The organism is Maribrevibacterium harenarium (assembly GCF_006385675.1).
Taxonomy (GTDB): Bacteria; Pseudomonadota; Gammaproteobacteria; order Pseudomonadales; family Marinomonadaceae; genus Marinomonas; species Marinomonas harenarium.
The window spans coordinates 1-24,139 of record NZ_VFRR01000004.1 but is presented as its reverse complement, the minus strand read 5'-3'; the positions used below and the strand labels follow the sequence as shown (position 1 = coordinate 24,139).

Annotated in this window: 20 protein-coding genes and 1 rRNA gene; 9 read left to right on the top strand and 12 right to left on the bottom strand. The window is 46.5% G+C overall.

Translation table 11 applies throughout. The features are described from left to right. Nucleotides 1–3: 3 nt before the first annotated feature. On the bottom strand, nt 4–1,173 hold the full coding sequence (locus FJM67_RS03255; RefSeq protein ID WP_140587241.1) for a nucleotide sugar dehydrogenase: 1,170 nt from the start codon (nt 1,171–1,173) through the stop codon (nt 4–6). Nucleotides 1,174–1,326: 153 nt separating this feature from the next. Between FJM67_RS03255 and FJM67_RS03250 the strand changes: the two genes are divergently transcribed. Beyond that, complete coding sequence (locus tag FJM67_RS03250; protein WP_140587240.1) at nt 1,327–2,085, top strand: TlyA family RNA methyltransferase; 759 nt, start codon at nt 1,327–1,329, stop codon at nt 2,083–2,085. On the opposite strand, the gene FJM67_RS03245 is transcribed toward FJM67_RS03250, so the two are convergent. From FJM67_RS03245 to FJM67_RS03225, 5 genes are all read right to left on the bottom strand, one after another. Then, nucleotides 2,082–3,437, bottom strand: coding sequence for an MATE family efflux transporter (locus tag FJM67_RS03245; RefSeq protein ID WP_235889973.1), 1,356 nt, complete (start codon nt 3,435–3,437; stop codon nt 2,082–2,084). The genes FJM67_RS03250 and FJM67_RS03245 overlap by 4 nt on opposite strands. Nucleotides 3,438–3,533: 96 nt before the next feature. Beyond that, on the bottom strand, nt 3,534–5,975 hold the full coding sequence (lon, locus tag FJM67_RS03240) for an endopeptidase La (RefSeq protein WP_140587239.1): 2,442 nt from the start codon (nt 5,973–5,975) through the stop codon (nt 3,534–3,536). A 107-nt stretch (nt 5,976–6,082) separates the two neighbouring features. Beyond that, on the bottom strand, nt 6,083–6,703 hold the full coding sequence (locus tag FJM67_RS03235; protein ID WP_140587238.1) for a LysE family translocator: 621 nt from the start codon (nt 6,701–6,703) through the stop codon (nt 6,083–6,085). 2 nt (nt 6,704–6,705) lie between these two features. Then, the gene (locus FJM67_RS03230) at nt 6,706–7,347 is read right to left on the bottom strand and encodes a TetR/AcrR family transcriptional regulator (protein ID WP_140587237.1); all 642 of its coding nucleotides are present in this window, start codon (nt 7,345–7,347) and stop codon (nt 6,706–6,708) included. A gap of 300 nt (nt 7,348–7,647) precedes the next feature. Next, complete coding sequence (locus tag FJM67_RS03225; RefSeq protein WP_140587236.1) at nt 7,648–8,796, bottom strand: GGDEF domain-containing protein; 1,149 nt, start codon at nt 8,794–8,796, stop codon at nt 7,648–7,650. A gap of 127 nt (nt 8,797–8,923) precedes the next feature. Between FJM67_RS03225 and FJM67_RS03220 the strand changes: the two genes are divergently transcribed. The 3 genes from FJM67_RS03220 (at nt 8,924) to FJM67_RS03210 (ending at nt 13,010) form a co-directional block, all read left to right on the top strand. Beyond that, nucleotides 8,924–9,892, top strand: a complete 969-nt coding sequence (locus FJM67_RS03220; RefSeq protein ID WP_140587376.1) for a glutathione S-transferase family protein — start codon at nt 8,924–8,926, stop codon at nt 9,890–9,892. A gap of 150 nt (nt 9,893–10,042) precedes the next feature. Further along, nucleotides 10,043–10,960, top strand: a complete 918-nt coding sequence (locus FJM67_RS03215) for a glucosaminidase domain-containing protein (protein WP_140587235.1) — start codon at nt 10,043–10,045, stop codon at nt 10,958–10,960. Nucleotides 10,961–11,093: 133 nt separating this feature from the next. Beyond that, nucleotides 11,094–13,010 (top strand): beta-ketoacyl synthase, encoded by a 1,917-nt coding sequence (locus tag FJM67_RS03210; protein ID WP_140587234.1) that lies wholly within the window; start codon nt 11,094–11,096, stop codon nt 13,008–13,010. A gap of 28 nt (nt 13,011–13,038) precedes the next feature. Here FJM67_RS03210 and FJM67_RS03205 read toward each other — a convergent pair whose 3' ends face one another. Further along, nucleotides 13,039–13,929: a LysR family transcriptional regulator gene (locus FJM67_RS03205; RefSeq protein ID WP_140587233.1), complete on the bottom strand. Its 891-nt coding sequence runs from the start codon at nt 13,927–13,929 to the stop codon at nt 13,039–13,041. Between the two features lie 133 nt (nt 13,930–14,062). On the opposite strand from FJM67_RS03205, the gene FJM67_RS03200 reads away from it, so the two are divergent. Then, nucleotides 14,063–14,596, top strand: coding sequence for a YceI family protein (locus FJM67_RS03200; RefSeq protein WP_140587232.1), 534 nt, complete (start codon nt 14,063–14,065; stop codon nt 14,594–14,596). Nucleotides 14,597–14,609: 13 nt separating this feature from the next. Then, nucleotides 14,610–15,446 (top strand): hypothetical protein, encoded by an 837-nt coding sequence (locus tag FJM67_RS03195; RefSeq protein ID WP_140587231.1) that lies wholly within the window; start codon nt 14,610–14,612, stop codon nt 15,444–15,446. On the opposite strand, the gene FJM67_RS03190 is transcribed toward FJM67_RS03195, so the two are convergent. From FJM67_RS03190 to FJM67_RS03180, 3 genes are all read right to left on the bottom strand, one after another. Next, nucleotides 15,443–15,790, bottom strand: coding sequence for a hypothetical protein (locus FJM67_RS03190; protein WP_140587230.1), 348 nt, complete (start codon nt 15,788–15,790; stop codon nt 15,443–15,445). The two genes, FJM67_RS03195 and FJM67_RS03190, sit on opposite strands and share 4 nt — an antisense overlap. Nucleotides 15,791–15,888: 98 nt before the next feature. Continuing rightward, on the bottom strand, nt 15,889–16,782 hold the full coding sequence (locus FJM67_RS03185; protein WP_140587229.1) for a sugar nucleotide-binding protein: 894 nt from the start codon (nt 16,780–16,782) through the stop codon (nt 15,889–15,891). Nucleotides 16,783–16,793: 11 nt separating this feature from the next. Further along, nucleotides 16,794–17,567, bottom strand: a complete 774-nt coding sequence (locus FJM67_RS03180; RefSeq protein WP_140587228.1) for a TatD family hydrolase — start codon at nt 17,565–17,567, stop codon at nt 16,794–16,796. Between the two features lie 133 nt (nt 17,568–17,700). On the opposite strand from FJM67_RS03180, the gene FJM67_RS03175 reads away from it, so the two are divergent. After that, nucleotides 17,701–18,201 (top strand): DUF4405 domain-containing protein, encoded by a 501-nt coding sequence (locus tag FJM67_RS03175; protein WP_140587227.1) that lies wholly within the window; start codon nt 17,701–17,703, stop codon nt 18,199–18,201. 274 nt (nt 18,202–18,475) lie between these two features. Beyond that, nucleotides 18,476–20,083: a methyl-accepting chemotaxis protein gene (locus tag FJM67_RS03170; protein ID WP_140587226.1), complete on the top strand. Its 1,608-nt coding sequence runs from the start codon at nt 18,476–18,478 to the stop codon at nt 20,081–20,083. Nucleotides 20,084–20,148: 65 nt separating this feature from the next. On the opposite strand, the gene FJM67_RS03165 is transcribed toward FJM67_RS03170, so the two are convergent. Continuing rightward, nucleotides 20,149–21,468, bottom strand: coding sequence for a cobyrinate a,c-diamide synthase (locus tag FJM67_RS03165; protein ID WP_140587225.1), 1,320 nt, complete (start codon nt 21,466–21,468; stop codon nt 20,149–20,151). A gap of 92 nt (nt 21,469–21,560) precedes the next feature. Here FJM67_RS03165 and FJM67_RS03160 point away from each other — a divergent pair, with 92 nt between their 5' ends. Next, nucleotides 21,561–23,387 carry an ABC transporter ATP-binding protein gene (locus FJM67_RS03160; protein WP_140587224.1) on the top strand — a complete coding sequence of 609 codons (1,827 nt, stop codon included), beginning with the start codon at nt 21,561–21,563 and terminating at the stop codon, nt 23,385–23,387. Between the two features lie 396 nt (nt 23,388–23,783). On the opposite strand, the gene rrf is transcribed toward FJM67_RS03160, so the two are convergent. Further along, nucleotides 23,784–23,898: ribosomal RNA gene (gene rrf, locus FJM67_RS03155) — 5S ribosomal RNA — on the bottom strand. Nucleotides 23,899–24,139 lie beyond the last annotated feature (241 nt).

The window sequence follows — 24,139 nt, the reverse complement described above, 5'->3', positions numbered from 1 at the left end:
TCTCTACGAATCCCTACCAAACAAATCTCGGGTATAAACTTTATCTAATACATCTTCAACATCTGGCACTATGCGGTTCGCAACAATCACATCTGACTCTTGTTTAAACGCTTCAAGGTCTTTAATAACGCGAGAATTGAAGAATGTTTCTTCTTCCAACACCGGCTCGTAGACAATTACTTCAACTCCTTTGGCTTTCAAGCGCTTCATTACTCCTTGGATGGCTGAAGCACGGAAGTTATCAGAACCAGACTTCATAACCAGACGATAAATTCCTACCACCTTAGGATTTCGTTTAAGAATCGCATTGGCAATAAAGTCTTTTCTGGTCACGTTAGCATCGACAATGGCGCGGATTAAGTTGTTTGGCACTTGCTCATAGTTGGCTAACAGCTGCTTCGTATCTTTCGGTAAGCAGTAGCCACCATATCCGAATGAAGGGTTGTTATAGTGGCTACCGATACGTGGATCAAGACCAACCCCTTCGATTATTTGACGGGAATCTAGACCATGGGTTTCCGCGTAGGTATCCAATTCATTAAAGTAGGCAACTCGCATGGCAAGATAGGTATTGGCAAATAACTTGATCGCTTCCGCTTCAGTGGAATCCGTAAAAAGCACAGGAACATTTTCTTTTTCAGCACCTTGAACTAAGAGTTCCGCAAATATTTTTGCTCGCTCCGAACGCTCTCCGACGATAACCCGGGAAGGATAAAGATTGTCGTACAGCGCTTTACCTTCTCTTAGGAACTCCGGAGAAAAAATGAGATTTTGAGTACCATAGGTTTCCCGAGCTTGGGCGGTGAAGCCCACCGGGATAGTCGATTTGATGACCATCACCGCATCGGGGCTAATCTGCATCACCTGCTGAATCACACTTTCCACATGCAGAGTATTAAAATAATTTGTTTGCGGATCGTAATCAGTTGGCGTCGCAATAATAATATAGTCCGCCCCGATAAAGGCCTCTTCTGGATCTAGCGTAGCCTTAAAATTGAGCGTTTCTTCAGCAAGATAACGCTCAACTTCGCTATCCTGTATTGGTGACTTACCTTGGTTAAGCATTGCTACTTTTTCAGGAATCACATCCAAGGCAATAACTTGATTGTGCTTCGCAAGCAATAGTGCGTTTGAAATCCCCACATAACCGGTTCCAGCAACGGCAATCTTCATCGGTAAACAATCCTAGTCGTTTTAACGTTGTCCTATTCTAACCGCCCCCCGATGGGCTATCCAGCAATATCCTTGCTTCCATGTCGATCCTAGGCAGTTCTATCAACAAGTGCGTTTTGTTACCATACAGCCGACTTAATCCGAGAGATACCTATGAACCGAATCGACCTGATGTTAACCGAGCGCGGTATTGTTAAGTCCCGCGCTCAAGCACAAGCCTTGATCAAACAGGGTAAGGTTTCTTATTTAGAATCAGGTAAGTGGCAGGTGGCGAGCAAGCCCAGCTTAAAAATACCCACAGATACCGAGTTAACGGTAGCTTTCACCAATGAAGACAAATATGTCTCTCGTGGTGCATTGAAGTTAGCTGGGGCGCTTGAGCAGTCTGGCATCGACTTCACCGGCAAAATTATTCTCGATGTCGGTCAATCCACCGGTGGTTTTACCGATTGCGCACTGCAGTACGGCGCTCGAAAGGTTGTCGGTATTGAAGTAGGACACAATCAGTTAGCGGAGCAACTGCGCGAGGACAGCCGAGTAGTCTGTTTTGAAGGGATGAATGCTCGCACACTCACTGCTGAAGATCTTGGCGAGCATATGCCAGAGTACGGTTTTGACGCCGTGGTGATGGATGTGTCCTTTATTTCTCAGACGAAAATACTACCACAGCTTCCCGCTTTGATGGCGAGCGGCGCTTACCTTATCACCTTAGTGAAACCTCAATTCGAGCTTGGCAAAGAGGCCATAGGCAAAGGCGGGATCGTTAAGGACACCTTCAAAATAAAAGCGCTAGAACAAGAAATGAAAGACTTTGTGAGTGAGTTAGGACTCACCATCATTGCCTATAACGCGAGTCAAATCACTGGAGGGGACGGTAATCAAGAATACCTATTGATCGCGCAAAAGCACTAACCATTTGCTAGCGACTTCACTTCCAGTTCTCTAATGAAGCGGCGTGCCATCCGAAAACCGATCAGACCAAAAATGACTGAGCCCACCGCTTGGCCAAACAAGACGCCATCTGCGCCCATGATATAGCCGAAAATGGTAATCAAGGGCCAAGTTCCCAACGTCGCTCGCCCAAAATTGAGCAAAGTACTGTTTAGGGGCTTGCCCAGGTTATTAAACGCGGCAATGGCGATAAACAGCAAACTCTGGAAGAAAAAGCTGAAGGATACAAAAGTAGCGAAGAACCGGATCATCTCTGCGGTAGCTTCGGTGGCACTAAAAGTACGTATCAAAAACTCTTGGGACAGATATAAACCAGTACACAGTAATATGCAGTAAATAGCCGAATAGATAACGGCGCTAGACAAGGTTTTATACATGCGGTCAAAGAGACGGGCGCCATAGTTCTGTCCCAGTATCGGCCCTACCGCCCCCGACAAAGCGAACAACCCTCCAAACACGACAGGGATGACCCGTCCTATAATTGCAATAGCAGCCACGGCATCATCTCCAAAATCAGCCCCGTGAGCCATCACAATGGCATTCGCGAGTGGTGATGAGAGATTCGTTAACATCGCCGGTACGGCAATGACGGCAATCGGGCGCACATCTTTGAGAAAATCCATCAACTCAAATTCACCTAACATTTTGTGAATATGTACAACCCCATAATAACTTACCGCTACCATCGAGAAACGAGCGGCTAAGGAGGCCAACGCAGCACCTTCCACACCGAGGTCCAAAGCGAAGATCAAAATCGGGTCTAATACCGCATTAACAACGCCACCAAGTAAGGTGGCATACATAGCTCGTCGCGCATCTCCAAGAGCTCGCATAATGCCTGAACCAATCATACCTATCATGACGGCCGGCATACCTAATACGAGAATTTGCAGATAGTCCGTCGCCAAATCCAGCGTGCGAAAGTTCGCGCCGATAAAATACAGGAGCTGGGGAATACGCGGCCAAATTAACCAAACGAGAGCCAAGGAAAAGAGCACCCCAAATGCCAGCACATGGGTCGCTCGACGTTTAGCCAGCGCCATATCTCCAGCACCAATCGCCCGCGACACCAAGGCCGTTGCCGCTATAGATACAGCGATACTCAATGACACAGTAAAAAACATTAAAGTGCTGGCAAAGCCGACGGCAGCAACGGCTTCTTTTTCATCCAGCATAGAAAGAAACAGCATATCCACTAGATCAACCAAGAACATCGCCATCAAGCCCAATGCCCCAGTGAAAGACATGACCGTCACATGTTTAAAGGTGGAGCCTTGGGTGAATTTCGCCTGTTGTGGTGCGCCGTCTGTCAAAATAAGTTGACCTGTTAGAAACGAAAAAGCCGGAGATTGAATCCGGCTATTGTCGCATGTATCCCCAAGGGGGAGAACGAAGAATATGTGAAGATATTAGTGAATTCCGTTGCCACTCCCTGCAAATACCACTTTTTCCACGTCCGCATAGCGCTCAGCAAAATGGACTATCATCCCTTCTTTTACGGTATCTGGTAACTCCTCATAATCTCGGCGGTTGGCTTCAGGTAAGATCACTTCGGTGATCTTGCTACGCTTAGCCGCAATGATTTTTTCTCGAATCCCCCCGACTGCAAGCACTTGCCCAGTCAGAGTTAACTCCCCCGTCATGGCCAATGGACGGCGAATCGCCTCGCCTTTGGCGAGAGACATTAACGCAGTGGCCATGGTAACACCGGCACTTGGCCCATCTTTCGGCGTTGCCCCTTCCGGTACATGCAAGTGAACCAAACATTTATCAAAGAATTCGGCGTTTTGTTGATAGCTCTTAGTGTGAGACAACACATAGGAGTAAGCAATTTCCGCCGACTCTTTCATCACCTCACCTAGCTTACCGGTGAGTTTTAAGCCACGAGACAATTCATGTACCTTATTGGCCTCGACAGGAAGAGTCGCTCCTCCCATGGATGTCCAAGCCAAGCCTGTAACAACACCAATACCGCGGATCGATTTTTCTGGTCGGAAATAAGGCAAGCCTAGAAAGGCTTCAACATCCTTAACACCAACGTTGATACTTTCCTTTTCTCCGGTCATGAGTTGCACTACCGATTTACGCAAAATCTTCTGCAGTAGCTTGTCTAATCCACGCACCCCTGCTTCCCGGGCGTAGTTTTCAATAATGAGTTTTAACGCCGCGTCGGTAATATTAAGCTGTTTCTTCAACAACTTATTTTTCTTAAGTAGCTTTGGCCATAAGTGCTGTTTGGCAATGGCCAGTTTTTCCTCGGCGATGTAACCCGACAAACGAATCACATCCATACGATCAAGCAACGGACTTGGGATGGTATCAAGCTGGTTAGCAGTACAAATAAATAACGCTTTCGAAAGGTCCAAACGCATATCCAAATAGTGATCAAGGAACTCGCTATTCTGCTCCGGATCCAAGGCCTCAAGTAAGGCTGAAGCCGGATCACCTTGGAAAGATGAGCCGATTTTGTCGATTTCATCCAACATGATGACTGGGTTCTCGACCTCCACTTCTTTTAGCGCTTGTACAAACTTACCCGGCAAAGCGCCAATATAGGTGCGTCGATGGCCCTTGATTTCGGATTCATCACGCATACCACCCAAACTAAACCGGTAAAATTTGCGGTTTAATGAATCTGCGATGGATTTACCAATGGACGTCTTCCCGACCCCAGGTGGCCCCACTAATAACAAGATGGAGCCCCCCATCTCTTGCCGGTGCGCTCCAAGGGCGAGAAATTCCAAAATACGATCTTTGACATCATCTAAACCAGCGTGATGCGCTTCCAGAACATCCCGAGCTTGTTTGATATCGAGATTGTCCTCCGAATGAACTCCCCACGGCAAACTCGTCGCCCAGTCTAGATAGTTTCGGGTCACACCATATTCCGGTGAACCAGTTTCCAGAATACTCAGTTTGTGCAGTTCTTCCCGAATTTTACCCATGGCGGCATCAGGCACCGTTTTACCTTCTAAACGCTGCTCGAACGTCTCTACATCGGTAGTGCGATCATCTTTAGAAATACCCAGCTCTTTTTGAATGACTTTGAGCTGCTCTTTGAGGAAAAACTCACGCTGATTCTTACTTAACTTGGTGTTTACTTCTGCGCTGATTTCATTCTGTAAATGGGCGATTTCCAGCTCTTTGCGCAGTAACATCAAGCTCGCTGCCATACGGGGCTGGATACTCAGCTCCGCCAGAATTTCGTATAACTCGTCGGGTTCAGCGGAGGTAATCGAAGCGGCAAAATCTGCCAGTAAACCAGGTTCGTTGAAGGAGAAGCGCCCTAGGTACTGGCGCAAATCTTCACTAAAGAGTGGATTGAGACGAATCAGCTCTTTGATGGCATCCAAGATGGCGATGGAGTAAGCCTTGGATTCATCATCTTTTACTTTCAAATCAGTGATGTAACGCACCCGAGCAAGATAAGGGGCTTTATCACTCAACCATTCGATCACTTCAACTCGTTTTAGACCTTGAGCTAAAAAAGTGATTTTATCGTTATGTTTCTCGGCTTTATGGATACGGGCCACACAACCAACAGATTTGAAATTCTCGACCAAGGGTGCGCCCTTGCCATGGCGCTCAGCATATACAAGGCCCACCGCAGCTTGCGGCTGTTCCGCGATTCGCTCTAAGGTGTCTTCCCACGGGTCAGCATCCACCATCACTGGCTGCACTTGGGCGGGAAAAAATGGTCTACTTGAAACGGGTAATATATAGAGGGTATCAGGTAGCACGTCATCCGGCAGCGCTAGCGCTCCCGGATCACTGATCACAACCTGTTCGTCGTCTTGCTCTGCTTTTGCATCCTCGTCATGGATGTCTTCGTAGCGCTCTTCACTGCTCATATCTGCATCTCTTGTATTCAAAAAATGTAACGGCAATACAATCTAATAGAGACTATGTAGTGACACTTTTATGAATTACAACATAAGCAATAAAGTACGAATTTGGGCTATTTACTTAGGGCTAGATAAGCGCCAGCGCCAAGCATAATACCACCAGCACCACGATTCATACGCTTTAGGGCACGTTCAGATTTCATCATCTTGCCCGCTTGGGCTGCCCCTAGCGACACCAAGGTAAGTCCCAATACCAAAGCACTGAATGCGATAAAAGAAGCATAGACAACGTCATAACCTTGCAAGGCAGTTACGTCCATAAAGGTGGGCAAGAAGGCGATGTAAAATAACACCACTTTGGGGTTAGAAGAGGAAATCATAAAGCCTTGGACCGCCGCCGCGATGCCTTCCCCTTTTACCTTAGGCGCATTGCCCTGATCTGCCATGTTTACCGGAGCTACCCACATTTTGTAACCCAAATAAATCAGATAAGCCGCACCAGCATAACGAATGGCTAAGAATACCTCCTCGAACTGAAGCGCAATAGCCGATAAACCAAAGCAGGCTAAAACCAAGTAAACAATGTCTCCACAAGCCATACCAATAGAAAATGGCAGAGTTCGCATTACCCCTTGGGACAAGCTTTTCGCCAGTACGGCGAAGGTGCCCGGTCCAGGCGTAATGCTAAAGATAAAGATTGCAATAAAAAACGTTAAGCTGGCTTCGATACCCATGATTAATCCTTTACGCCGCAAGCACTAAGTACCATCCGGGTTACAAACTGTTTTGCCATATCGTAGTCCTCTTCCTCGAGGATATCTTTGCCCAACATGATTTTAACTTGAGCATCAAAGTCCGCATAAGTCTGAGTCAGAGCCCATAAACTAATAAACAAGTGCTCTACTGGCACCGGATCCATAAGACCTTGTTCTACCCAAGCCTCAATGGTGGCTTTTTCTCTCTGTAGCTCCCCAACAAAATAGCGACGCAAGTAATCAAGAACAAACTCTTCTTCGCCAATCAGCGCCATAGCAAACACTTTAGAGGCGTTAGCATTGATACGGGATTGATCAATTTTTTCACTGACATAACGGGTTAATGCGGCCTTGGGCCCATCTTGCTCATTAAATCGGCTGACTGATTCAAGCCATTGGTGTAGCGTTTTCTCTAACACTGCCTCAAGCAAATCTTTTTTGGAACGAAAGTAGTAGTGGATATTGGCTTTCGGCAAACCCGCCTCATCGGCAATCATCTGTGTGGTCGTTTTCGCCAAACCTTGACGAGCAAAGACTCGTTCTGCAGTTGCCAAGATTAATGTTTGGTTTTGTTCACGAATATGGGATTTGAGTTGATCTTTAGGGCGTTTGGAAATGGTCACAACGCAGCCTCATAAAAATAGAGTTAGTTAACATTGAGAAACGGGGCTTATAGACCGCTAAACATAACATTAATGCGCCATCGTTGGCAGTCGCCAGCCCCGCGAAAACGAAAAAGGGGAGCAAAAGCTCCCCATTCCCCTCACAGCATTGCATTTAGGCGATGCAAAGCTGTGCCACGTTGGCTCCGTTAGTACTCAAAATAAGCGCTATCTTTTCAAACCATTTGGTTAACATTTCGCATTATAGGGATGGGATACTCGGGATTCAACCAAATATTGACCATTCGATCAAAATTAATCTTAGGCACGACCAACAACACAGTTCCGCCCTTTCTTTTTCGCTTTATATAGGGCTTCATCAGCACGTTTGATGACTTGGCTAGGATCATCACCTGCCTCCGGAACTGCCCAGCCAATGCTTACGGTGACGTTTATGACCTTTTCCTGTCCTCGAGCAGTAGTCACGTCAATCGGTACCTCCTCAATCTCCTCACGAACCCAATTTAACTGGTCGGGTGCACCCTCAACATGTTTACCACGAAATACTAACGTGAACTCTTCACCACCGTACCGAAAAGCTTGTGCAGGCCCACGATATCGCTCTAGCGTCTTGGCAACCATTTGTAGCACCACATCCCCCATATCATGGCCATAGGTATCATTGAATTGCTTGAAATGATCCACATCCACCATGGCGATGGCGTAATTCGAGGGTAACGCCGCCATAGCATCATTTAGGGCACGACGACTCGGCAAGCCGGTTAATTCATCCCGATAGGCCATATGCCGGCTTTCTAACAGCAATTGCCAAACCCATAGAAACAGCAAAGCAGAAAACAAAATAGTTTCATGTAAGCGGGTAATTGGCAGTACATTAATAAGAATAATGCCCACAACTGTACCCAAAATACAGGCACTGAAATGGTCAACGCGGCGCCACCATAACGCCAGCAACAGAGTAATAGATAAGCCAATTAGGCCCAAAGATAAAACGCTTTCAATGAACTCTGTTCTACCATCAAGTGCCTCCCCGCCCATTAGTGGGACTGTCGTTGGCAACTTAACCCATCCAGTTTGCAATGCTCCCCACCATGCGAACAGCACAGCAAATAGGAATATCCGATTGAAAGTAAAACGATTTAAACAACCGCGTTCCCGCATCAAGCTGAGCCAAGTGAGCGCTAACACGGTAGGCACTAGCGGTAGATTATGATCTTGCTTCAGGTAGCTAGGAACCCAAAGCGCTGCCATAACAATCAACACAGCAACGAAAACTCGTCCTTTATTAAAATGCCAAGCCATAAATAGCGCGGTAATGCTCAAGAAATAAGGCGCCCACGGCAGTACCGCCAACCATATTTCCGGTAGCGTAGAAACGTATACGCTGCCGATAACGAACAGCAGGAGAATGAAGAAAGGGCTTAATAAAACTCGTAAATGCTGAGGCATGGCTTCCTAACCATCGAAACATTCGATTATATACAGTTATTATCTTGCCCCCAATTTACATCATTTTCATTAAAATAGTTCACTAAAGCATAGAACATTCATGATTCATTCTGATGAGGTGGAAAAGATGGGGCTGTTAGTTGACGGAAAGTGGGTGGACCAGTGGTATGACACAAAATCCAATCAAGGACGTTTTAAACGTACCGAGGCTCAATTTCGTAATTGGCTAGTCCCTCCGGCACAAGTGGTTGCAAGGGAGCGTCAGTTTCCAGCAGAAAGTGGACGCTATCATCTGTATGTATCTCTAGCCTGCCCTTGGGCTCACAGAACCCTAATCATGCGTCAATTAAAAGGCCTAGAAGAGCACATCAGTGTGAGCTGCGTGCACCCTCATATGCTAGAAAACGGTTGGCAATTTCAACGTGAAGCGCGTTTTGATAATAGCCACGTACCAACCGGCGATCCGCTTTACGGTCTTGATTATGCTTACCAGCTTTACACCAAAGCCGCCCCGAACTACAGCGGCCGGGTGACGGTACCAATACTCTGGGACAAACAAACTCAAACCATAGTCTCTAATGAATCGGCGGAGATCATTCGTATGTTCAATCACGCCTTCAATGAACTTACTGGAAATGAGGACGATTACTACCCCAGCGAACTGCGCCAAGGTATCGACAAGATCAACGAAAAGATCTACCACACGGTGAATAACGGTGTTTACAAAGCTGGATTTGCTACTACACAAGACGCCTATGAGGAAGCAGTCACCGCTCTGTTTCAATCGTTGGATGAGTTAGAACAGCACTTAAGCCACCACTCTTATTTAGTCGGCAACCGTTTGACCGAGGCAGACTGGCGTCTATTTACAACCCTGATTCGTTTTGATCCGGTATACGTGGGCCACTTTAAATGCAATCTCAAACGAATCATAGATTACCCTGCCCTCAACCGTTATCTGGAAGGGCTCTATCATTTCCGCAACGTTGCGGATACCTGTGATTTCACACATATCAAGCAGCATTATTACTATAGCCACGACACAATTAACCCGACACGGGTCGTGCCCCATGGTCCCGATCAGTTGTTCAGATAACAGCGTCTATTGAGCTGGCAAATGAGATAATTCAGCGAAGTGTGACTAGACACCTGTAAAACTGTCACAAATTTAAGGATAATGTGCGCTCAATTTTTAAACGTCAGCTCACTCGAAGAGGCGCTGATATCTGAATAAACAGTGGTGTTTATGGAAAGAAAAGTACTCTGGCTTGTCTCGTTTGCCGTCATTTTTATTTTATGGCTTAAAATTGATCCGGTAGCAGAACAAGCGAAGACTAATACAGCTGTTGAAGTTTCAACAGATAATGTTCCCATGGATGATGACAACAAGCAGTCCAAAGTCACAGAAAGCCAATCCAGCAAGCAAGAACAGGAGTATTTCGAGTCTCACCCGATTACTACTGAAAAGCCAGACTTCGCAGCGATCACGGATATCAAACAGCGTAAACAAGCTTTTTTTGAGTTTTTAGCGCCATTTGTAGAAGAGAAAAATGAGTTACTCCTACGGGATCGAGAAACCATTAAGCAGATACTTGCTAATGAAGAACCTCCTAGCCGAGAGGAAAAGCGCTGGTTAAAAGCACTACGTGAACTACATAATCTGAAGGATGTGGGGGTTTATTTACACGAAGACGTGGCAGAGCTGCTTACCTATGTAGATATCATCCCTACTTCTATGGTTTTGGCGCAAGCCGCCAATGAATCTGCTTGGGGAACCTCAAGATTCGCCGTCGAAGGCAATAATTACTTTGGTCAGTGGTGTTTCCGTAAAGGTTGTGGTTTAGTACCAAGTTCTCGAGAAGAGGATGCGGATCATGAGGTACGTAAATTTAACGATGCTCGAGAGTCCGTATTTGCTTACGTGGATAATCTTAATAGCAATCCAGCCTACCGCGAATTGCGTCAGATTCGAGCGCAGTTACGAGCCGAAAACAAACCAGTGACAGGCCTAGAACTCGTTCATGGTCTCGACCATTACTCCCAACGAGGTCAAGAATATATCGATGAGATTGAATCACTGATCGAATATAACCAGCTTTGGCGTTTCAATTTAGATCATCAAATCGCCCAAGAAAATACAGATGAAGCAGCCCCTTCGAACTAGGCTTACATCTGCCCTGCTCGAAACGACCTAGTTTTTTCAGCTAAATACCTATGTATGAGGGTGGCGGTCACTAACCTCCATCCCTTACAATATCCCACTATTCGCATCCATAACACACAACGAGGAATCTCCATTGGCCCGTTTACCTGTCATCGTTGGCTTTGGCGGCATCAATTCGGCCGGCCGAACATCTGCACATCAAGCTTACCGCCGTTTAATTTTTGATGTGTTACCGGCAGAGGTACAACAGGAGGTCCTACTGGATCTCGCCACCCTAACTAATATGGCTGAATTTCAAGAGGGTGCTTGGCTGACGCCTGATGGAGAAGCGTTGGATGCGGAAACCTTGGTTGATACCATTGGCGAAGAGCTACTTGCTCGTACACTGATTCGTCGTATCCACCCAAGTTTATTCGACGTGGATCATGTCAGCTTGCATAAAACAGCACTGTTGCAGAGTGGCACTGAGACAGAAAAACTGACTTTCACCATTAAAACTCGCTTACTTCCATCCAGCATTCCAACCAATTGGCAGGTTAAAGAACTATCAGCAACTCATTCAGAAGTGATTGTTGATGGGCAATTAGAAGCCTTGTTTAAAGATACCAAAGCGCTGACAGTGAAAGCTGCAGGGCAGCTCCCAACGGGCTTCGATCCCTCTAAATTGTACCAGAGCCGTAACCATCCCCGCGGTCTACAAATGACGGTTTTCGGCGCCTCAGATGCCTTGTTAAGTAGTGGCCTAGACTGGGACCAGGTTCGTCAACAAGTCGCTCCAGATCAAGTGGGTGTATTCGCTGCAAACTCCATTGGGCAAATGGATGATCTCGGCTTTGGCGGAATGCTCAAGTCTGCTTTGATGGGCAAGCGCACGACTTCAAAACATTTACCTCTGGGTTACGCGCAGATGCCTGCCGATTTCGTCAATGCCTACGTGCTTGGTTCTGTCGGTCAAGTTGGTACCTCTATCGGTGCTTGCGCGACTTATTTCTTTAACTTAGAAAAAGCCGTCAATGCTATCAAAGCAGGAAAGATTCGCGTAGCGTTAGTGGGTGGCAGTGATGCACCAATCACCCCTGAAATTATTGAAGGCTTCCGCACCATGGGGGCGTTGGCAGAAGACGCAGCGCTCTTAGCATTAGATGGTTTAGACCAAAAAGAACCAGACCATACACGCAGCTGCCGCCCATTCGCTAACAACTGTGGCTTCACCATCGGAGAGTCTAGCCAGTGGACGCTGCTGATGGACGATGAGCTCGCAATTGATCTTGGGGCAACTATTTTCGGTGCTATACCTGCCGTATTCTCATATGCTGACGGTTATAAGAAATCAATTTCTGCTCCGGGTGTAGGGAATTACCTCACCATGAGTAAAGCCATGGCTTACCTTAAAAATCTCATTGGTTCCGAGGGCCTCACCGAGCACACCTTCATTCAAGCCCACGGCACCAGTACTCCACAAAACCGAGTAACGGAATCCCATGTGCTCAGTGCCGCTGCTACGAGTTTCGGCGCGACTGCGATGCCCGTTACAGCGATGAAAGCTTATCTTGGCCATTCACAAGGTACTGCAGGCGGTGACCAACTGCACATGTCCTTAGGTGTGTGGGAGCATGGCGTATTACCTGGCATTATTACTTCTGATACGGTTGCCGATGATGTCCATACGGACGGATTGAAGTTTCAGTTACAACATGAAGAGTACGGACAAGAGCACTTCCAAGCTGCATTGCTAAACTCAAAAGGCTTTGGCGGCAACAATGCTACCGCTGTATTGCTTTCTCCATTCCAAACAATGGCTATGCTATCCAAGCGCTATGATGAAGCGACTATGAGTAGCTATCATGAACGCAATGAGCAAGTAAAACAGATCGCAGCGCAATACAATGATGATGCGATTCACGGTCGTTTTGCCCCAATCTATCGCTTCGGTTACAACGTGCTAGGTGGTGAAGATTTGGCCATCACAGACACTCAAATCACTTTACCGGGCTATGACCTTGCCGTAAGCCTTGATTTGGAAAATGATTTTGCTGACATCAGCAATTAACGTGTAATTCCCTCAATTTCAGCCAACATTATAATGTTGGCTGAAGTTTCTTTTGCAAGAAATCGAGCAATAAACGGGTTTTACGTGGCATCAATTTGCGCTGTGCGAATACCGCATGAAAACGGCCAGTAAAACCATCGTATTCAGGCAATACTCGTACTAATTCCCTTCGCTCCAGATATTGGTCTACTAAGAAATCGGGTTGGTAGATAATACCGGCTCCCGCTACTGCCATTCGGGTAAGCGCCCCACCATTGTTGGCTTTCATGTTGCCTGATACTTCTGCCAATACCTCCTCGTCAGCTCGATACAAAGGCCAACGATTCTCATAAGGAGCATGGGTATAGAGCAGACAGTTATGCTCTTTGAGATCTTCAACCGTTGTCGGAGTACCATAACGAGCCAAATAGGCTGGCGACGCACACAAATACGTTTTCAAATCACATAGTGGACGTGCAATGAATTGGTCTCCCCCTAAACTGCCGCCTCTAATGGCAAGATCGATACCAGATTCAGTGAGATCGACACGCCGATCACTGAAGTCGATATCCAGTTGAATATCTGGATATCGATCTGAAAACTCAGCCAGCAAAGGGATAATGTGAGTTAAACCAAAGTCCATTGGTACACTAATACGCAAATTGCCTTTAGGCTGACTGGCAAGATCCCCAAGCTCTGCCTCCGCCTCTTCCAGTGCATCAAGGATGGCGAGGCAGTGTCGATAATACTCGCCGCCCGCATGGGTCGGTCTAATATTTCGCGTATTCCGGTACAGAAGTTTGGTGCCAAGACTTTCCTCTAGAAAGTTAACGTAGCGAGTTACCATAGGACGGGAGATGTCTAACGATTCGCTAGCAACTCGAAAACTTTCCGCTTCATATACCCGACAAAAAACCTGCATCGCGGTAAATTTATCCATATTTCCCTCTATTTAGCCGTTCTTCAGACAGTTCATTTCTTATTTCGAAATAGTGCATTGATTATCGGCTAGATTATAAAACTATTTCACTTATATATACTGCATCTATTCCAATCAAACACGGAGAGAACCCATGAAAAAACTTACTCTAGCCGCTTTAACCCTAGCTTCTTCTGTTGCCTTTGCAGCTGACTATCAAGTTGATGCAGCACACTCTGCAGTCACTTTCGAAATTGGTCACCTTGGCGTAAGCACTACTGCAGGCCGTTTCAACGAGTTTGACGGTAAATTTACCTACAATGAAAACTCAGGTTCTGTTGAATTTACGGTTGCAACCGCAAGCGTTGATACCAACCATGAAGCCCGTGATAAGCACCTACGCAGCCCTGATTTCCTAGATGTTAAGCAGTTTCCAACACTGACTTTCAAAAGCTCATCGTTTGATGGTGAAAAGCTGGTCGGTGATCTGACTCTACATGGCGTGACTAAGCAAGTTACTTTTGATGTCGAGAAAATTGGCGAAGGCAACGACCCTTGGGGCGGCTACCGTGCCGGTTTCGAAGCCAACGCAACCATCAACCGCAGTGACTTCGGCATCACTTACTTCATTCCAGGTGTGTCAGATGCAACTGAAATCACCGTGTTCATCGAAGGTATTCGCCAATAATCAGGAGTAAGGCATGTATCAAGATGCTGCAAGTTCCAACATTACTATGTTGCTGAACACCGGGGTTTATCCCTTATTGATTGCAGCGGTTGCCACTTTAATCCTCAGCAAGCTGCACCGCCAGCTTGCTGCCCTTGGCGCCGTTATTAGTTTCATCGCTGGCCTTGCTTTGATCCATACAGGCCTGAATTTCCCACCAGCCAAAGCATTAGATTATCTAGCACTGACTGCTCCGATTGCGTTTGCGAGTTATCTAATCTGGCAAAGTAATATCTCGTTACGCCTCAGATTGATCACAATAGCAGTGCTCAATTCATTAGCAATGTATTTACTGATGAATCCAGTGCTACAACATCAAGGCGTAGCGGTAAGCGTATTGGCGGCACTTGTGGTTGGTATAATGGCCACCGGCTTTATGATTTCGACACAAAAGCATGGTAACGACACCTATATTGGCGCACTCGCCATAGTGGCAGGAACCAGCGCTCCAGTCGTCGCCATTGGGGGAAGCTTGTTGCTTGGACAGTTGCTTGGGGCTTATGCCGCGACATTAGCAGGAACCTTGCTAGTTTCACGTTTTGCTTACCGACAGCCAACTCTTGGACTGACTTTGGTTGCTACACTGCCATTAATTGCCTTACTTGCACAGGCTTATGTATTGGCAGACATACCAATGTGGTTCTGTCTGGCCGCTGCCTTGACGCTATCGGTAAGTTGGATCGCAACACTGATTTTCGAAGCCAACTCATTTTCAGGCTGGGTCAAGAGCTTAATCCCACAACTGATCACCAGCGCGGCATTAGCCGGTATTGGCTTGTGGTCTGTTTGGCCAGAAAGCAGCCTATATTAGTCTTTAAAAATGGAGCGTGTGCTACGCCAGAATGGCAGAATCACTGCAGCTGTCAGAGCACAGGCTCCTCCTAAAGATAACAAGTAGCCCACTTTTTCCGAGCCAAAGTCGTGCAATACCGACACAAACACGAAGTTTGGCAGCACCATAAAAAACCAGCTGAATAGAATTAGTATCATTCCCTGAAAGCTACTGATACCCCGAAACTTAGATAGCAGCCACGCACAAAAAAGCGTGTAAACAACAATTGCTATCGCTAACGGCAATACCCCAGCAAGATCAAGGCCGTCTAGTGCGACTTGCCCATTAGAAGAAAGTGTCTTGGGAGCCCCCGTATACCACATTCCCCCCAAAACCAGCTGCAACAAAATTGTGAGTAACACTGCTCGCTTATGAATTCGATACAATGGCCTGCCCTTCTTATCAGGTTTTCGATAGGATGCTAACCTTTTCCTTGGAAGTATTCCTTTATCAGTGTTCTTAAAACTGGACGCCAAGAACGCTGCTTGATACCAAAATGATTAAAGATCTTTCTACAAGACAAAGATTGTCTGCGTCCGGCCATTAACGCCCCTTCCGCAGCAGCGCCATCAACAATACGCTCTAATGCCACATTTGCTTTCGGCTCAAACTGACTAGAAGTGGTTAATATAGCCTCGACTAGTCCAATCCAGCTCACTTCTTCGGAGCAGCAATAATGGTAGATCCCAGCATTTTGTGCCCCATAATAACGCTGTTTAACGATAGATAGCAAAACGCGTGCAACATCTGTCACTGGCGTCGGACACCCCACAGAACCATCATTGAAAAGCAGTGGTTCGCCTCGCTTCATTAAATCTATTGTGTTGCATACAAAGTCATCTCTATGACCGCTGAACAGCCATCCTGTGCGCAACACCACATGACGCTCATCACGAGCCACCATGTTTTCCATCTCGATCAGAGTCTTAGCAATTTTGCCTTTGGCATCCGCTACGTCTGTCTCCAAATAGGAGCTGTCCTTATCACCAGAAAAAACCTGAACTCCACTCAACATGTAATGCAACGGATAATTTTCTGACGACATCAAACTCGCTAGATGCTGAGAGAATTCGTTATAGTCATTCTGCGTAATATGACGCAGTGAGTAGGCATCTATCACAGCATCATAGGCGGCAAGCGCGTCTGGCTGACTCTGTAGTTCTAGCAAAAGGCCGATCACTTTGTGGCCAGGAACAAGATGCCAAGCAAAGTCGTAATCATTTTGGTAATAACTTTGCAACGCTCTGCCAAGTTCCGTATCGCTACCAAGTAATAACACCGATATCGGCGCATTTATGTCTTTTATTTCAGCCAAGGAAGAGCCTCTCACCATCGCGGTAAAACATTAATCAGGTTATGGGTACTATGCTGCATAATAGCATTCATTTCTTGCTGCCGTAATTGCCTTAACACGTCAGCGATGCACAACAATTGGAGCGGCGTATTTCGTTGACCTTGATAACCCAATATCGGCATATCAGGGGAGTCTGTCTCCAATACAAAACTATCATTCGGCAACGCTGCTGCCACGGTTCGCGCTTTTTGCGCTCGTGGATAAGTAATGGTACCGCCAATACCAATCTTAAAACCCAACTGGAGATACCGCTGTGCCTGCTGCAAACTGCCGTTAAATGCGTGAACAACGCCACCGTTTTTGAAGTCCACTTCTCGTAAAGTTTTAAGTACCAAATCATCTGCTTTACGGGTGTGCAAAATAACTGGTAAACCATGGTCCTTGGCAATCTGCAGTTGATGTCGAAAATAGAATAACTGCCTCTCCATTGATGGCATACCTTGCCAAGCATCTAACCCTATCTCACCGACAGCAACTGTTCTCTCATCTATACTGGACGATAGACAACTCAAGTCTTCCTCCTTGGCGTTATCGAGAAAATAGGGGTGAATACCCAAGGCATATCGTATAGCGTCATAATGATGTGACAAGGTAATTACTTTGTTCCAAGTCCTACGCTCGGTTCCGGGTACTAAAAAGCCCTTTACCCCTTCAGCAAAGCAGGCATCTATAAGCGTTTCTAAATCTTGCTCAAAATCCGAGAAATCCAAATGGCAGTGGGAGTCAATCCAATGAGAATATTGCACACCACCTCCAAGGCAAAATACCGACCTGTATCAAAAACATCACAATAGCTTTACGCATATCTGACGTACACAGCCCATAAAAATATGGATGATACATCAATCAAACAGACAACTTAATTAAGGGAGCAAATTGATGACTCTTCACCGCAAATGGATTACACCAGCACTAGCCGGAATATTTTTACTGATTAGTCTTACTGGCGCTGCCATGTTCTTTCACTTTGGTACCACACTAGGCAAGGTGCTACATGAGTGGTTAGGTTGGCTACTCGTATTGATTGCGGTTGCCCATATAAGCCTAAACTGGCGTCCATTAAAACACCATTTGAAAACCATCACTGGCAAAGCTTTGGTTACTGGCTTTTGTGTGATTTCTTTAGTCGCCATCGTTCCATCTGGTAACACTAGTGTCGGCAGCGAACCGCCATTTATCCAACCAATGAAAGCACTTGCCGAGCAACCCATTTCAATGGTCGCGGAACTAGCACACCTATCATTTTCACAAGTACAGGACAAACTCGCTCAGTCTGGATACAGCAACGTACAACAACAGCAAACAGTATCCCAGCTAACAGATAATGATTTGCGCCAAAGCATGAATTTACTAGGACAAATTTTCACCCAAGTTCAGTAAGATCAGCAAAAGCAAAGCCTCATTTTAAACGCCAGCAAATGCTGGCGTCCCCAGTTCATCCACCTGTAACAGAGTCAAATTAAGCTATCGACTCCCAAGCCATAAAGATACATAACATTACAAATCTGTTTTGCAATCACAATAAATAACATAGTTATATGGAGCCAGATCAATTTTCAAAACTTTAAGGAAAAAATGAGCTTGCTCCTGCTATACTGATGGCGTAAACCTTTCGAGTTTTCTCAAAAAATTTAGATCGAGATCTAGGCAAAGTATGAATCATTACATCTCTGTACGTTGGAAGATTTTGGGGCCAATGGCTCTGATCCTTGTTCTCATCATCACCGGCTTAAATATCTATTCATCCAATCAGCAAAAAGAACGCCTGCTGCGACTCACAGAGCATCAGGTGATCGACATCGCGAATGGCTACATGGACAGTATGAATGCCCTCATGTTTTCTGGAGCAATGGGCAGCCGCGAACTATTGCGGGAAAAGATTGAAAAGCGTGATGATGTCGAATCGGTACGAATGCTACGTGGCGAGGCCGTCAGTAAAATGTTCGGCCCTGGTTATGACAATGAAAAGCCTGTCGATGATTTGGATCGTCGCGCTCTAGCAGGTGAAGAAATCCTTATCCAGGAAACCATTGATGGCGTACGTCACATTACACTGTTACAGCCATTCGCTGCGGTAACAGACCGACACGGTACAAACTGTCTGATGTGTCACCAAGTTCCAGAGGGAACCATTCTCGGTGCGGCGCGTATTCAGTTCAGTATGGAGTCTAGAGACAACGCTATAGATAAAGAGCTTGCTGTCAACTCAATTATAAACTTGGTGGCTATTTTAATCGGCTTGGCAATCATTTCTTTCATCATGTTTAAGGTCGTAATTAAGCCCCTTAACCGACTCAAAGACACGATGACTGAAATAGGTGAAAACTCCGATCTACGTCCACGAATCGAGCTTGGTCCTAAAGATGAGTTCTACCTAGTCGGTCAGGCGACTAACAACATGCTGGATCGTTTCCAGCCGACGATCCATGACTTAACACGTACGATGGATAATCTAAGCAACTCTGCCACTCAGCTAGCTCAAGTGACGAGAGAGACCAGCCAAGGTGTCGATGAACAGCAAAGTGAAACCCAGCAATTAGCTCAATCCATCAACGAGCTATCAAATGCTGCTGAGGAAGTCGCACGAAATACAGCAAACGCCGAAGATTCTGCCCGTGACGCTAAAGAGCGAGCTGATAGCGGTAAAGAGAAGGTACTTCACGTTGCTCGCACGAATACCACCTTAGCTCGCCAAGTGGATGAAGCCACACAGGTAGTGCGTAAACTTGCGGCGGATACGCAAAGTATCGGTAATGTTTCTCAAGCTATCAGTGATATTGCTGAGCAAACAAATCTGCTGGCATTGAACGCTGCAATTGAAGCGGCTCGAGCTGGAGAGCAAGGACGCGGCTTCGCGGTTGTAGCGGATGAAGTACGTAGCTTGGCAACTCGAACACAAGTTTCGACTGACGAGATTCGCAGTATTATCGAGCAACTGGCTCAAGCGTCGGAGAAAGCAGTAAGCGTGATGGAAGCCAGTAAGCAACAGGCGGACCAAAGTGCTCACGATGCTGACGATGCAGGCAATGCTCTACAGGAAATTGCCGATAGTGTTGCCACTATCCAGCAAATGAACACTATGATCGCGGCGGCAGCCTCTGAACAAACGGCTGTTGTAAACGAGATTAACAATAATATCCAAGCAATCAGCGCTGTGTCTGAACAAACTGGTCAGGGCGCTCATCGCACCCTTCAACAAAGTGAAGATATTGCCGCGATTGCAACTGAGCTAGACAAGACTATTAATCGCTTTAAGGCTTAGTAGAGCCTAAGACATAATCAAATGGGGTCCCTTCCGAGAGACCCCATTTTTGTTTTCAATGTAGATTACTTGGAGAAGATAGCCGCTATAGCCTCGGGGTTAGATGGAAAAAAGAGATGTAGATAAGTAGCGGTTAACCCTTTGCAGCGAAAGATCTCTTCTCCAGGGGCTGAGTGACGCTGACGTTTGCCATAGGCAATAGGGTCGGGAGTACCCTGAGTCATGGACCGATGGTGAGAGTGAGCCCTCACTACTCCTTCCGGTAGCATAGCTGTTTGCATGCCTTGGCACCCCCCCTTGTCGCGCATTATCCCCTCGCCACTGATTAACCCTAGCATCTCGTAGGAAATGCCATCGAGGGTATGCAAGTGATCAAGGCAATACATCATACCGCCACACTCCGCTAAAATCGGCTTCTCAGACAAATAAAATGCCAAGATTTCCTTTTTCATGGACTGATTTTTGGCTAGTTCATCGGCATGTAGTTCTGGATAACCGCCAGGCAACCACAGTGCGTCCACAGATTGCGGTAACTGACTATCTCGCAACGGGGAAAAGTACTCTATCGTCGCCCCCAATTGCTGTAACAACAGGATATTAGCCGCATAGGCAAAACTAAACGCTTCATCTCGGGCAATGGCTATCGTCTTACCACTCAAATGTTGCCCTACTTTTATTTGCCCCTTTAGGTCAGCCCGAAATAGCACAGGCTCAGGCAATGTCAGCAAAGGCGCGTTACGAGGTTGATGTAACCAAGTTAAACTCTCAACTAACTTTTCTTCTAACTCATCTCTCATCTCGGCAGCTTGTACCAAGCCAAGATGCCTTTCCGGTAATCGAACCCTCTCCTCCCGAGATAAAGCAGCTAGCAATGGGATATCTGAAGGCAAAGCATCAGCAATTAAACTCGCGTGGTAATCGCTGCCACAGCGGTTAGCAATGAGTCCTGCAATCTTGATGTCTTCACGGAAAGTGGCCATACCATGCACTAAAGCAGCGGCAGTTTGTGCCATTCCTCCAACATCCATAACAATAGCAATGGGAATACCAAACAAAGCCGCTAAGTCCGCAGAGGAGGGAGTGCCGTCAAACATGCCCATTACCCCTTCAACCAGGATCAAGTCCGAACACAATGCCGCTTCATAAAGACGCTGGCGGCAGTAATGTTCTCCTGCCATCCATATATCCAGTTGCTCCACTGGGCGCCCCGACGCCTGTGCCAGTATCTGCGGATCCAAATAGTCTGGACCGGTTTTAAAGACTGTTACCCGCTTACCCTGACTACAAAAATAGCGCGCTAAAACCGCCGTTATTGTTGTTTTACCCTGTCCTGACGCAGGGGCCGCTAAAAACAACGCCGGACACAACACTTGATCACTACTCATAATAATATCTTTGTTAAAATGGTTTCGTCGCATGCTAACACAGTCACACTGTATCGTGCTTTCTAATACAATATCCCATTTAAGGATGCCCAATGCGTAGCACTGCACCGGACACCCCAAAGATCGACAAACACATGTTGGGGGTATTTCGTTATACCAAACGTGCTATCGGTCTTGTCTGGCAGACGTCACCCCGTCTAACAGTCGGCCTAGCAATAGCAACTTTATTCATAGGCATACTTCCAGCTCTTATGGCTTATGTCGGCCAACTGTTGGTGGACAGTGTCGTGACGTTAACATCCCAAACTCAGCCCACAGAAAGCTGGCTGGCACTACGCTATGTTATCTTGGAAGGAATACTGGTTTTGGCATTTAGCGCCAGCCAGAGAGCCTCTGGCGCAATGCAGGCACTACTTCGAGCTCAGTTAGGACAGAAAGTAAATGTCATGATCTTGCAGAAAGCCCAAGATCTGAGCCTGGCTCAATTTGAAGATTCCGAACTTTACGATAAGTTAACCCAAGCCCGCCGCGAAGCCTCCACACGCCCCTTAGCGCTTGTCAATAAAACCCTCTCACTGTTACAGCATGGCATAACGCTTAGCTCTTTCGCGGTATTGTTATGGCAGTTTTCTCCGTGGGCATTGATATTCTTAGTATTCGGTGCCTTACCAGGGTTCATCGCTGAAGCGAAATTTTCTAATGACGCTTTTCTGTTGTTTCGATGGCGTTCACCTGAAGTGCGACAGCAAGCCTACCTAGAAACCCTAATCGCACGGGAAGACAACATAAAGGAAATCAGACTCTTCCAACTTGGTCGATCTTTACTGGAGCGATATCGTGCCATTCATCAAAAGCTATTCCGAGAGAATCGAAAACTAATACTACGCCGTGAATGGTGGGGTTTTTTACTTGGCATTATCAGTACGGGCATTCTCTACAGTGCCTATATTTGGATCGTGTTCGACACTATTCAAGGACACGTCACCTTGGGCCAAATGACTATGTATCTGCTGCTCTTTAAACAAGGGCAAACAGCTGTTACAACTTCACTAACGTCCATTAGCGGCATGTACGAAGACAACCTATACCTCTCTAACTTGTATGATTACCTCAATCAACCGACTTCATCTTTAAGAGGGACTCGCACTGCCGGTATAGCACCAGGAGAGGGAATTTATTTTAAAAATGTATCTTTCACTTACCCCGGAGCTAAACGCCCTGCACTGAATAATGTCTCACTCCGTATCAAGCCAAGCGAGAGCCTCGCCATAGTCGGAGAAAATGGCTCCGGCAAAACTACTTTGATAAAGCTGCTGACCCGCCTCTACGAACCCACTGATGGGGTTATCTATTTAGATGGCACTGCGCTCTATGACTGGCAAGAAGAAGCACTCCTAAAGCGAATCGGAGTGATCTTTCAGGATTTTGTCCGCTACCAATTCACGGTCGGTGAAAACATAGGGGTTGGCGACAATGATGAAATCGACAATAAAGAGCGTTGGCGATCTTCCGCAGAGAAAGGTAAAGCGACTGATTTTATAGATCGGCTCAGTGATGGCTACCACACTCAATTAGGACGTTGGTTTAAAAATGGTCAAGAATTGTCAGGAGGCCAGTGGCAGAAAATAGCGCTATCTAGAGCCTTTATGAGAACTAAAGCTGACATTCTTGTGCTAGATGAACCCACAGCAGCGATGGACGCAAAAGCAGAAGCGGATATATTCAACCAATTCCACGAGTACAGCCGCGACAAAATGATCATCCTGATTTCTCACCGTTTCTCTACAGTGCGACTTGCTAGCCAAATCATCGTTATGAATCAAGGTGAAATTATTGAGCATGGCACCCATGAAGATTTGCTGAAAGCAGGTAAACAATATGCTGAGTTATTTAATCAACAAGCTAAAGGATACATGTGAGGGGTGAACATCGAACACTCTGGTACGTTACTCTGACTACTGTTCCTAAGGATTAGGATGTACCTAGGTGCTCCTCATTACCGCAGCTTTCCACCCCACCATAGTTTTGTCTGGAGGCTGAAGCTGTTTATTATGTTGTCGTTCGGGAACCGAACTCCCATTAAGAGCGAGACATCAGGCACTGTTCCGCAGCGACCTTACAAGCTTGCTTGTGGAGCCAGGAACAGTAGCCTGATGGCGAGTGACGGGGATCAACCCATATCAGGGTCAGCTCCCCTAGACATCAGCTTCCAGCTCAACCACCGTTATTCTGGGGGTCTGACCCTTTTGCTATTTCGCTTTTCAGCAGGCACAAAAAAGCCCTGACCGTTTCCGATCAGGGCTTCTGTGTTTGAAGCTTGACGACGACCTACTCTCACATGGGATCTCCCACACTACCATCGGCGATGGCGCTTTTCACTTCTGAGTTCGGGATGGGATCAGGTGGTTCAACGCCTCTATGATCGTCAAGCAAACTGGTATGCGCGGTGCGCAAATTCTGTTTACTTGTGCTCATTCACTGCTGTGCAGTGGATGTCTTTAACAATGACTTTTGAAATAGTGACAACCAAGTCTCAAACCGTTGGTTTATCTCTTTGTATCGTAAATTTGTTGTAGCTTAAAACCACTTTGGTGTTATATGGTCAAGCCTCACGAGCAATTAGTATTGGTTAGCTCAATGCCTCACAGCACTTACACACCCAACCTATCAA